Origin of the sequence: Vibrio sp. 10N.247.310.17, assembly GCF_041466605.1 — a bacterium.
GTDB classification, from domain to species: Bacteria; Pseudomonadota; Gammaproteobacteria; order Enterobacterales; family Vibrionaceae; genus Vibrio; species Vibrio tasmaniensis_A.
In genome coordinates, this window is the sequence record NZ_JBFSTC010000038.1 from 1 (window position 1) to 12,487 (window position 12,487).

Annotated in this window: 8 protein-coding genes; 4 read left to right on the plus strand and 4 right to left on the minus strand. The window is 45.0% G+C overall.

What is annotated here, in order from left to right; all coding sequences use genetic code 11:
- Window positions 1-301 precede the first annotated feature (301 nt).
- Window positions 302-2,068: an alpha-amylase family protein gene (locus AB6D80_RS12320; protein ID WP_372188636.1), complete on the minus strand. Its 1,767-nt coding sequence runs from the start codon at window positions 2,066-2,068 to the stop codon at window positions 302-304.
- 266 nt (window positions 2,069-2,334) lie between these two features.
- The gene (gene pulA, locus AB6D80_RS12325; protein ID WP_371708294.1) at window positions 2,335-6,048 is read right to left on the minus strand and encodes a pullulanase-type alpha-1,6-glucosidase; all 3,714 of its coding nucleotides are present in this window, start codon (window positions 6,046-6,048) and stop codon (window positions 2,335-2,337) included.
- A 377-nt stretch (window positions 6,049-6,425) separates the two neighbouring features.
- Between pulA and AB6D80_RS12330 the strand changes: the two genes are divergently transcribed.
- Entirely contained in the window at window positions 6,426-6,815 is a 390-nt protein-coding gene (locus AB6D80_RS12330; RefSeq protein WP_017101556.1) for a DUF1294 domain-containing protein, read from the plus strand.
- 54 nt (window positions 6,816-6,869) lie between these two features.
- On the opposite strand, the gene AB6D80_RS12335 is transcribed toward AB6D80_RS12330, so the two are convergent.
- A complete protein-coding gene (locus tag AB6D80_RS12335; RefSeq protein ID WP_029223716.1) occupies window positions 6,870-7,454 on the minus strand; it encodes a LysE family translocator in 585 nt (194 codons plus the stop codon).
- 141 nt (window positions 7,455-7,595) lie between these two features.
- On the opposite strand from AB6D80_RS12335, the gene AB6D80_RS12340 reads away from it, so the two are divergent.
- From AB6D80_RS12340 to AB6D80_RS12350, 3 genes are all read left to right on the plus strand, one after another.
- Window positions 7,596-8,036, plus strand: coding sequence for an Lrp/AsnC family transcriptional regulator (locus AB6D80_RS12340; RefSeq protein WP_009845852.1), 441 nt, complete (start codon window positions 7,596-7,598; stop codon window positions 8,034-8,036).
- Between the two features lie 26 nt (window positions 8,037-8,062).
- Entirely contained in the window at window positions 8,063-8,992 is a 930-nt protein-coding gene (locus AB6D80_RS12345) for a LysR family transcriptional regulator (RefSeq protein WP_012600171.1), read from the plus strand.
- Window positions 8,993-9,292: 300 nt separating this feature from the next.
- A complete protein-coding gene (locus AB6D80_RS12350; protein WP_029223177.1) occupies window positions 9,293-10,528 on the plus strand; it encodes a tetratricopeptide repeat protein in 1,236 nt (411 codons plus the stop codon).
- A 268-nt stretch (window positions 10,529-10,796) separates the two neighbouring features.
- Here the strand turns inward: AB6D80_RS12350 and sstT are convergent, their stop codons facing one another.
- Complete coding sequence (gene sstT / locus AB6D80_RS12355; protein WP_009845849.1) at window positions 10,797-12,014, minus strand: serine/threonine transporter SstT; 1,218 nt, start codon at window positions 12,012-12,014, stop codon at window positions 10,797-10,799.
- Window positions 12,015-12,487 lie beyond the last annotated feature (473 nt).

Sequence of the window (12,487 nt, forward strand, 5' to 3'; positions counted from 1 at the left end):
ATCGCCCAAACTGGTTAAATTTTAACAGTGACAACTATCCTGCCAGAGGGGGGTAGTGAGCGCATGGGCGCTTATGTAAATTACAGGAGTATTTAACATGATCATATACATACCATTGAACGCAAGTGAGGCCCCACGGAGCACAAAGGATGCTCGGTTGGTATTTTATACCCAGCGTATCGCAGTGTTTATTTTGCAATAACTCAGAGCGCACATTAGTGCGCTCCTATCCGAAGACGACGTTAAGTACCGTTTCCTCTTGTTTAACGCCGTCATTGCTGGTTACTTTTAGAACGATTGATTAAAGGGTTAACACCCAAGCGAAAGCGGCTAGGGGTTTTAATTCTGCACTGAAGTAACCGACACCGTTTTCCACATACAGCGTCTGTTGTTGGGCGCCTTCAATATGTTCTTTGAGCGTATAGCTTCCGTCAGCAATGCCTAGTTTTTGAATAACCTCTGCCGTCACCTTCAGCTGGATGTGATCCGTTTTGCTTTGGCTGAAGTTAGCCGCGGCGATAACCAGTTCTTGATTATCAAAACGCAAGAAAGCATAAACAGAATCACTTAGCTGATTGGATTGGTGTAAGTCTTGGTACGCTCCGGTCATCGATGAATGGTTCAATGAAAACGTCATCACTTGTTGATAGAAGAGTCTGAGCTGCTTTTCATCATCGTTGAGCTGCCCACCATCGAACTTTCCTCCGTTCATCCATTTTTGATGTTGAGGAACACCGATGTAGTCAAATATAGACGTGCGAGAAGGTTGCCCAAAGCCTGCGTTCTCCGCGCCCGATTCGCCGACTTCTTGCCCGAAGTAAATCATGGTGGGAGAGCTACTTAATAGCGCACTGACTAACATGGCTGGTTTGGCAATGTGTGGGTTACCAACAAACTCAGGAGACGCGACACGCTGCTCATCGTGGTTGTCCAAGAAGTGCATCATGTGGTGTTCGATGTCCATCATTTGATGCTGGATCTCAGGGATGATTGCCGTTGAAGCCTTACCTTGCATAATTGCTTTTAGGCCGTCGTAAAGATCGACTTTGTCATACAGGTAGTCCATTTTACCCAAGCGAATGTAATCACGATAAAGGTCCGGTTGGTACACTTCCGCCATCAAAAAGGCGTCTTGATTCTTTACTTTGATTGATGAATTGAGATAGCTCCAGAATTCGACCGGTACCATTTCTGCCATATCGTAGCGAAATCCATCGACGCCTTTTTCTAACCAATATAATGCGATGTCTCGAAACTTAACCCATGAATCCGGCACATCAACTTGCTGCCAGAAATGGTAGTGGGCGAGGTGATCACGCATCGCGTAATCGTCCGGTAGTTCAGGGAAGTCTTTTGAACCGTCTGGTCGCACGCCATAGTTAATTTTTACGGTTTCATACCAATCGTCGAAGTTGGGTTTGCTCAAGCGCGATCCGTTTCCTGTCCATTTGGCTGGGGATTCAAGAAACGGTGAGGCTAAATTCGGGTGTTGTTCGCCACCAAGAGGAATGAACGCAGGTTCGATCTCGGGCAGTTCAAATGTGCTGTCAGGAATGTAATAGAAGTTATTGTTGCGATGATACTCAACAGTCGTGTCATCTTGATCGGCAAAGTCACGTACGCCTTCTGGGTTATTCAAGCCTTGGTAATTACGGGCAATGTGGTTAGGGACGATATCAATGATGACTTTCAAACCATTGTCATGGCTTCTTTTGATCAAGGCTTCGAATTCCTGTAAACGCTGCGCTGGGTTGTCAGCAAGATCTGGGTTTACGGAGTAGTAATCTTTGACGGCATAAGGTGAGCCAGCCCGTCCTTTTACAACGCTTGGATGATCGTCTGAGATGCCGATGTGCTTGTAGTCGTTGATCACAGCATGATGTGGTACTCCGGTGTACCAAATATGAGTGATGCCGAGTTCTCTAATTTCTGTCAGCGCTTTATTGGTGAAGTCACTAAACTTGCCCACGCCATTTTGTTCAATGGTTCCCCAAGGTGTGTTCTGTGTATTCTGATTGCCGAACAAACGGGTAAAAACTTGATAGATTGAATGTTTCTTGTTGTACATACTTATATTCCATCTCGAGAAGTGGAGCTGTAGGGCTTTGTCGTTGAAGCTGTGTTAGACGTTATATTTGATATAGACGTTATCGTTAGGAGGCTAGCTTAATCAGAATGTGGCTTTATCCTCCTTGGGTAAGAAAATCGGGGCGTAGTTGATGTGGTATGTGAGCGGCTGCTCAAAAAAGGGGAGGTTAATACCTCCCCTCGCTCTTCCCCAAAAAAACAGGCTCGTCTGTGATGATTATGTGAATGTGAATGTGAATGTGAAGCTTATTGTTTCGTCACAGATACCACGGCTTTTTCTGCGCTGTCATTGAGTTGATGAATCGCATTCAGTGTGAATGTGTAGTTGCCCGCTTCGGTTACATTCAACTTACAGTCGCCTTCGCTACCAATGTTGATCGAGCCCTGAGCTAAGTCGACGGAGTGACAGCCAATATCCAAGATACCCCAAGTAGAACCGCCAAACTTGAAGCCATATTCACCCACAGCCAGAGCGCCACTGACAGAGTAAACGCCGTTACCAACGAAGTTCATCGCCCATGCGTCCGTCGGGTTCCATCCGTTCATTGCACCACGTACATAGACGGTCGTTTTGCCATATGGCGGAATCTTAGATACGTCCTTTTGTGAGTTATCAACCGATAACCCAGCACCTTGTGATGCGCCTTGAGTTTGCACAAACACAGCGGTGGTTAATGGCGGTACGGTGAAAGTCTCAGCGGAAAAGGTGGCGCCTTTCACGATGTCATCGGCAGAGTTCTGCTGAATGGTATGGAGTGTAAAGCCCGTTGCTCCCGTGATCTTGAACGATTGAGATTTACTCGTTGAGTTTATCACAACCACAATCGCATCAGCGGTAGTATCTAGGTCTTTGCCCGTGGAGATTCCGTCATCAATTGACATCACGATCAGGCCTTCGATTTGATCTTTGCCCACATTGCGGAAGTCGACACGCTTCATGACTTCTTCTGCTGTGTCTAAGCGGAACAGTTCACTTGAGCTGCGGATTTTTAACAGCTCTAGGAATTGCTGCTTGGTTAGGTCAATGTCCTCTTTTGCAGGCTTGGCTGTGCTGTCGGCAATGATGGTTTTGATGAGTTCCCAGTTGGCACCATCTTTGTCTTCACGAGGTAAGCCAACATTCCAGTTATTGCCAGTACCATCAAACATCACACGGTTGTACCAATCGCCAGAGTCGTAAGAATCACGCTGCATCGATTTAGAACGTAACAGTTCAGACCCCATGTGGATGAACGGGATGCCTTGGCCCAACATGACGGTCGAGAGCGATACAGACTGCATACGAGCACGTTCTGCAGAGCTTGTGCCTTCGGCGATTTTGTAAGCGTTGTTATCCCAAAGAGTTTGGTTATCGTGCTTGGAAACGTAAGAGATGTTCTCTGACGGCATTTTGGTGTAGCCGGCAGGTGCGCCATTGTAGTCGACGTTTTTGCCCAGTTTGGTATCACCTTTGTAATCCAGTAATACGTATTCGGCTAAGTTCCCCGCCATGCCTAATCGCACAAGATCTTGGTTGTGTAAACGGCCGTTGACTGAGTCTTGATCAACCTTGGTTTCTTCGTTGGCAAACGCGGCGTTACCGAAGCCTTGGTTAAAACGAAGTGGGTGCTTACCTTCAGAATCGACACCGCCATCAAATGGGCTACCGCCTCGTACTGCATCACGCAAACGGTCAGAGAAGGTGCCAATTTCGGTGCCTGCCATATTGATCTGGTTGGCTTGTTCGAAGCGAGCGTTGTTTGCTACTTCGCCAAAGTCCCAACCTTCGCCATAGAACAGGGTATTTGGGTCGATCTTGCGCACTTCTTTCAATGCTTCAACCATCACGCTTTTTGGCTGGTGGCCCATTAAATCAAAACGAAAACCATCAACCTTATAGTCGTCAGCCCATACCTTGAGTGAGTCGACCATCAACTTACCCATCATTAGGTTTTCAGTTGCGGTGTTATCACAACACGTTGAGGTTTCTACGCCACCTGTGTTCACATTCAGGCGGTGATAATACCCAGGGACGATCTTATCCAATACGGACTTATCGTTCACGCCAGACGCATTGGTATGGTTATAAACCACGTCCATGATCAGTTTCAGATCCATGTCGTGCGCAGCTTTAACCATTTGACGGAATTCTAGAATACGTTTTGAACCGTTAGGATCTGTCGCGTAACTTCCCTCTGGAACGGTGTAATGAAATGGGTCGTAGCCCCAGTTGAAACTATCTAGCATACGCAGATCGTTCATTAGAGCTTGGGCATCGCCTGTTGAAGAGTTATAGCTGTTGAGTACGGTTTCGATGGTTTTGTTTTCATCTTCGGTGCCGCATAAAGTCGCCGTTGGTTTTACGTTACAGAGTTTGCCAACGGTGTCGGTGATATCCACGCGGCTCGCGTCATCTTCATTGATGGTAGCGATATCGAATGCAGGTAAGATATGAAGCGTAGTTAAACCGGCATCTTTCAGAGCTTTCAAGTGTTTTACTGACTCACGATCGGCTTCTGTTAGCGCTAGGTACTTGCCGTTTAAGCTTGCTGTACCTAACTTATCACTGAAGCTAAAGTCACGAAGGTGTGATTCGTACAGTACGTGGTCTTCGTCTTTCTTCACCGTTGGGCGCTTATATCCAGCCCAACCTTGTGGCATCAGTGCTGCTTCATCAAGGTCAATCACTTGTGAGTATGCTGAATTCTTCGACAAGCCGAGTGAGTATGGGTCGGTCACAAGGCGAGTTTCGATATTACCAGTGGTTGGGTGGTAGACCTTCACTTGGTAACGGTAATAACTATTCACGGCGTTAGAAATTGAATCCGTTGCCCAAATGCCTGTTTCCAAGCTTTCCGTCATTGGGATCACTTTTGAACTTTGTCGGTCTTCGCTGTAGAGGACGAGCCCAACATCTTGCGCAGTAGGAGCCCAAAGTTTGAAGGTCGTCGTGCTGCCTTCCACAATCGCCCCCAGTGTTTCTCCGATTGCGTTACCGGCCTCTTCGTTGGCAAATACAGCATCAAGTACGCCGGGCTTTTGAACTTCAGTTGAAGAGATAACGTCGCCATTCGCATTATACGCAACAACAATGATCTGAGATTTCAAGATGGTGCGCAGCGTGCTGGCGTCAACATCAATTGATAAAGCGGGTAGGCTTGCTAGATGACGGAAGCGTTCTTTTAATGCAGAGGATAGCTTGCCATCTTTTTTGAGTTCAACGGCCTGCCCACCGACGATCGCCTTATCATCGTTTATCGTGATGCTGTTATCGAGTGCGTAGAACAACTTGAGAGAATCGGCACCGTCTGCTGCTTCCCAAGCGATTGTGTTTGAGTCCAACCAATGTGCCTTCTGGCCATCAATCTTAACTGGGCGTTCTGAAATCGGTTCGTAGTACAGCGCGCTGCTGCCATGGAAACCGAATACAGATTGAGATTGACTCAGTTTGGTGAGATCAATTTTCGAGTTGGCGCTGCCAAACGCCTTATCGCCGCCATTATGCAAGATGAAGTTGATGCACTTATGAGGATCGGATGCATCTGGATCGACTTTCAACACGTAGTAGGCGCCATAGGTATCATTGATGCCCTTGAATTCATAAGGTACGTCCCAGTCAGTCCCATTGTTACCTAATCCCATGCCGACTAAGTCAGTGCTCGTACAACCTTCACCATTCCAAAGGTGAAGCCCCCAGCCGTCGTAGGTCGAGCCAGAAGCGCGAGCCGCTGCAACATCTCGTTTGTAATAAATAACAACTTCGTTTTCAGCGGCTTTATATAGACTATTGCTGTCAGAGTTTGTTTTGCTAGTGTCGCTTCCACAGCCTGCTACCAAGGTCGCGGTGACGAGAGGCAATATCGCCTTGGCTAAAGCTGAACGTTTGAAGCTGTTTGTTTGCGCAATATTGAATCTCTTTGTTTTTGCAATCTTCAAGGTACTTTGTAGAATCTCGTGTTTATTGGTATTTATTTCGTTCACGTTTTGATATCCATATTTTTTACGAAGATGAATATCCTAGGCTTAACGATGCTCCACTATTTGTGACGCTTATGTATTAAGTTATTTTTAATCCGTAAAAATAGGAAACCTAGTGTCGATATCACGGATTGTGGTGGTTAACGCGCTTTTTTATTGGTTCAATAGCTCATAAAATACAGTTGGTTAGCCATAGGCGTAGAAGATAGGAGTAGTAGCTAGGGGTGATAACTACGCCTTATTTATGTGAGCTTAGTGGCACTTCACTCGCTGGTTGTTTTTTCTATCAAAAAAAGTTTGTACTCATTCGTCTCAAATAGCCTTAGTGAGTCTTTAATGTGGAATGGTGACGCTATGTTGTTCATTATCCAAAGGAGTTGATGTTGTCTTCATCTATTCAAATCGCTATTACTTATCTGGTATTGGTAGCGGTATCTGCGTTGTTTTCAGAAAGTTCAAAAGCGCTCTTGGTGTGGTATTTAGTTATCGGAATAGTGACGTTTTTTGTGTACGCGAAGGACAAGAGAGCGGCAATCAATGGTAATTGGCGTGTACCAGAGAAAACTCTGCATATTTTTTCTGTTGCTGGTGGTTGGTTAGGGGCGTTAATTGCTCAAGATAAACTGCGTCATAAAACGCAGAAGCAACCATTTAGATTTGTATTTTTCGTGACAGTGTCACTTAATGTTGTGGCTTTTGTCTGGACGTTAACGCCGAGTGGGCAGGCGACATTTGGTCAATGGCTAAGCGAGATTATTAAGCTCTTTTAAAGAAACGGATGGTTAGCACCGGTGTACTAACCATCAATAGATAAAGTAAGTCGATTAGATCATCGGAATCGTCGATGCTAAAAGTAACCCTGCCATACCATAGTTGAAGCTTTTGATTCGAACGGGTGTTGTTAGCCAATGCTGGAGCTGTTTACCTGCCGCTGTCCAGAATGTCACAGAAGGCAAATTGGCTAATGTGAATATACTGGCGATGATCGCGAGCTCCCACCATGAACTACCACTGCTGTACACTGAAATTGCCGTCAGCGCCATTGACCAGCCTTTAGGGTTCACCCACTGAAAACTCGCTGCGCCAATGAAAGTCATGGGTTTGTAAGCCTCGGTGCTTTTGGCTTTGCCGCTCAATGCTATCTTAATCGCAAGGTACACGAGGTAAGCAAGACTCAGGTATTTCAAGATTTGGTGAGAGACCGGATAGGCGTTAAAAATCCCCATTAAGCCGAAGCCAACCAATAGCAACATGGCTGCAAAACCCAGAGCAATGCCCAGCATGTGCGGAATAGTACGGGCGAAGCCAACATTGGCTCCTGATGTCATGAGCATGATGTTATTTGGACCTGGTGTGAAGGTCGAGACAAACGCAAACAAGGCAAGTGCGCTAAGTTGTTCTAAAGGCATTGTGATTCTCCAGCAGTAAAATGAACGAAGTGACTGACCGGTCATGACTTTCACGTGTTGAGAAACATAGTAGGTGGAAAGTGAGGCAATTATGTGCTTTTATTTCCTCTATTATCACTAAATGCACAATAATAAGTACTTATGGATAGATTTGACGAAAGGATATTGCAAGAGCTTAAATTGGACGGCAGAATCTCCAACATTGAGCTTTCAGAACGTATAGGATTGTCGGCTTCAGCGACCTTAAGGCGAGTACAGGATCTCGAGCGTAAAGGGATCATTCAAGGTTACCGTGCAGTTCTGGATAATGGCCTGATGGGCGTTGGCTTTATTGCTTACGTTTCGATTGGTTTATCGAGCCACAGCAAAGCGGCTCAGCTAGAGTTTGAACAGCACGTCAGTATGGAAAAAGAGGTGGTGGAGTGCCACAACATTACTGGTGCCAACGAGTACTTGCTAAGGGTAGAAACCAAAGATCTACCGGGCTATAAGAAGTTTCATGCCGATGTGCTTGGGGAATGTGCTCAGGTGCAATCGATTACGACTATGGTTGTGATGGACACCCCCAAAGATGAACGTTAGTCGAGTTTTATTTCAGGAGAGGCGCAGTGCCAAATACTAACCAGTTGTTGTTGTTCTTAGATGTGGTTCAACAAGGGTCGTTTACCAAAGCGGCAACTTTACACGATATGGACAACTCATCACTCTCTAAACAGATAAAAAAGCTTGAACAAGATTTAGGTGTTCAGTTGCTCAACCGTTCTACGCGTTCGTTCTCGTTGACGTCGGCAGGGGAAGATATTCTCGCGCAAACCTATGTACTGAAAGATACTATTAATCAGATCCAAGGCATTGCCGACTCGTACCAATCTGAGCCCAAAGGTGTGTTACGAATTACGTCGCCGATCTATTTTGGTCAGCAATACTTGCAACCTATTATTACTCAGTTCATGAGAAAGTATCCGGATGTTCAGATTGTGCTGTCACTAGACGACAAGATCGCCAACATCATTGCCGGGCAGTTTGATATTGCATTTCGCTTCAGTAAGCTTGTTGAATCCAACTTGATTGCTAAAAAAATTGCCGACAGTAACTTCATGCTCGTTGCATCGAACGACTTTGTGAAAGAGCACGGTGAGCCAAAGACGCCACAAGATTTGCTCTCCTTACCTGCGGTTATCTATACCAATGGTGATATGACAGTCGATCACCTGCGGATCAGTGAAGAGCCACATGGCAACATTTTCCAAAGCCTGACGATTCGTGGCAACTATAAGGTCAGTGATGTTCGCACCATGGTGTCTTGCGTAAAAGATGGCTTAGGTTATGGCTTCCTTGACCAATCAAACTTGTATGCCTCAATGAAAGAGTTGGGCTTGGTTACGTTACTTCCTGATTATGCAATATCGACGGTTGATACGGCTATTTATGCTGTGTATCCGCATCGTAAGCAGACCAAATTGGTGAAAGAGTTCATTACTACGGTTCAAGACTATATTGGCTCTCCGACCATTTGGGAGAAGATGCAGCAAGGTTAGTTGGAAAGTCTAGGCCATAAGCTGCTAGATAAGATAGATAAGATAGAATAAGTAACGCCCCAAGACTTATAGATAAAAAGCGAGCGGGATCACAGCATTAATGGAGTGCTGACGGATAGATACTCGTAGGCTTTTTATCATTATGTATTCCTGAGATACTGAACAAAATTCATTTTAGGGCGGATCGTTTTAATAACTGCGCTTTTCCCTGTCATTCAAACATACTGCTCGCTATAGGTTGATTGCTTTCCTGTGTAGGGTGCTATTAGCCGAGTTAGGATAAAATATTTTATGAGTACAATGGGAATCGCAATTGGTGCGACCGCTCTTTCGTTAATACTGATTGCTGTTTGGTTGGTCTCTTTGTCGCTAAGAAAAAAGCGCTTGGAACAAGAACGTAAAGCTCGCGCTGTCGCTTACCGAAAAGCGATTGAAAAAGCACGTATCCAAGAGCAAAAAGATCGTCAATTTAAGGCTGAAACAGGGCATGTGCCGTCGATTTTGTATTTGGCGAAAGAGGCCGAACGAGTCAATCTTAAGGAAGCTCTGTATTGGTACGATAAAGCTGCCCATTTAGACAATGTCAACGGCATGTACGGCATTGTGCGTCTGAGTATGAAGTGCAAAGAAGACCTAATTTTAAGAGAAAAGGCCAATTTTTGGCAGTTAGCGATATCAGCACTGGATAACGATCCGCTTGCAAAATTCGAGGTGGGTAAAGCACTCGTGTTTGGTCGCGGAGTTGAGAAAAACCTTCCGAAAGGCAGCGCCTATATTGAAGAGTCTGCGGTTAGTGGTAACACCGAAGCGATGCTTTTCATGGGGGATTGGTGCTTAGATAGAGAGAACCCGGATTATTCTCCAGAAAGCTCTTTCATGTGGTACAGAAAAGCGGCTGAAAAGAATAGCCTAGACGGAAAAATCAAATTGGGTATGAGCTATTTGAACGGTGTTGGTGTTGTCGCTAATCATCGTGAAGCGGTTTACTGGTTTGAAACGGCAGCTGAAAAAAACTGTGCAGAAGCGATGTTTAAAGCCGGTGAGGCGTGGATTGACCATGGTGAGCACGGCAATGCTATCGCGTATATCTGGTTATTCTTATCGGCTCATTTTGGCTATGCGGATGCTAGGTATTTGAGAGATAAAGTTGGTGGGGATCTTGGTGTTGATGCCGTTGTGGGGTTACAGGCTCTGACTAAGCCAATAATGACCAAGTTGACGCAAGAAGCAATCACCAAGCACTCTATCGTTAAAGCGCTCAACAAGCTCTACAAACGCGATATCCCAGTACATAAGAAAGTGAAAGAAGCCTCTGACGAAGAGGGTGATGAGTTAGGTGTCGATAAGGCGGATTTGGATACCGAAGCTTCAAGTGCTCAAGGTTTAAATGGCAACAATCACCAACAGGCGGCTGAAAACCATGATGGTGCCAAGGCAAGCGCGAATCGAGCATCACAAGATAAGCAAGCTAACTCTAATAGCGGTTCTTTGGACTTTAGCCAACCGGTAGTCGAGTCTAACTGGAAGAGCAATTAATAAACCGTGTTTATGAGTTATTACCTGTATTCTGAACATGACTGAAACGAGTAGTTCTACAATTAAAAGAATCCAACGATGTTCTATGAGTGTAGATGTTATAACTGACTGCATTAAGCCGCTAAGTCATACGGTAGGTATTATTGACTGCGGCGGGTAAAGCACTCAAACAAAAAAAGGGAAGCATCTGCTTCCCTTTTTGTTTATGTACGATTTGCTTTTTAGAGCTTAGAGCTTAGAACTGTTTAGGTTCAGAGCAGCTAAAGGCTTATTGCTCTTTGTTTTGCTCGGCTTTACATACAGCCGCAGTGAACACTACGTCTGTTGAGCTGTTAAGCGCCGTTTCAGCTGAATCTTGAATCACACCGATAATGAAACCAACCGCTACAACCTGCATCGCTACATCGTTTGAAATACCGAATAGGCCACACGCTAGCGGGATAAGCAGTAGTGAACCGCCAGCAACACCCGATGCGCCACATGCTGAAACTGCAGCAACAAGGCTTAGTAGAATCGCAGTGAAGATATCAATCTCAATACCCATAGTGTGTACAGCAGCAAGCGTTAACACAGTGATGGTGATTGCAGCGCCTGCCATGTTGATCGTTGCGCCCAGAGGAATCGATACAGAGTAAGTATCTTCGTCTAGCTTTAACTTCTTACAAAGGTTCATGTTCACTGGGATGTTTGCAGCGCTTGAACGAGTGAAGAATGCCGTTACACCAGATTCACGAATACATTGCAGTACAAGTGGGTATGGGTTTTGTTTTGTTTTAATAAATACAAGCAGTGGGTTAACCACAAGTGCGATGATCAGCATTGAGCTTAGTAGTACTGCTAGTAGTTGACCGTAGCTTGCCAGTGCATCGAAGCCTGTTGTTGCGAATGTAGCAGAAACAAGACCGAAGATACCGAATGGCGCAAGACGAATAATGAAGCGAACAATGTGTGAAACACTGTGGCTTAGGTCTTCGAAAACCGCTTTGGTTGTTGCAGATGCGTGGTGCAGTGCAAGACCAAGACCGATGGCCCAAGCTAGAATACCGATGTAGTTCGCGTTCATTAGTGCGCTAACTGGGTTGTCTACAAGCTTGAATAGAAGCGTATGAAGAACTTCTGCAATACCTTGAGGAGGGTTAGCACCTTCAGCGCCAGCAACCAGTGTCAAAGTGGTTGGGAACATGAAGCTCAGTACTACAGCAGTCAGTGCAGCAGAGAACGTACCAATCAGGTAAAGCACAATGATTGGACGCATATGGGTATGCTGACCTTTCTTTTGGTTTGCGATAGAAGCTGCAACAAGAATGAATACTAAAATTGGGGCAACAGCTTTCAGAGCACCAACAAACAGACTACCTAATAGGCCTGCATCTTGAGCTGCTGAAGGAGAAACCATGGCGAGAACGACACCGAAAACAATACCAGCAAGGATCTGTAGAACGAGATTTCCACGAGCGATGCGGGCGAGCATGTTGTGATTTTGCATAAAATACCTGCAATTGTTAATTTATTATAGTGATGTATCTTTTTATGAAGTTGTACCAAATCCAACTATACACTAGCGGAATTGGCGGTCATATTAGCGGGATCTTAGAGGGTGTCTAGGGATAGTTTACTTTTAGGGTTATTGTTTGCGCCATGTGGTGTTTTTAGAGCTAAATGTTAAATAAATGTATTTTGATTGAGCTATAAATCTGCTGATTCTCATTTGATAGATTCAAAACACTGCAAATGTAGAAATGTAAACGGTTATATAAAAGAACATTGTGTGCATAAATAACCACACCATTATCAAATTGAAACAAAAAGCCCCACGTGATTAACACGATGGGGCTCATTGTCTTAAATTAAAGTTATCTTAAGTTAGGTTATCTTCAATACAGCTTATAGCTGTTAACCTTAAACCTTAAACCTTAAACCTTAAACCTTAAACCTTAAACCTTAAACCTTAAACCTTAA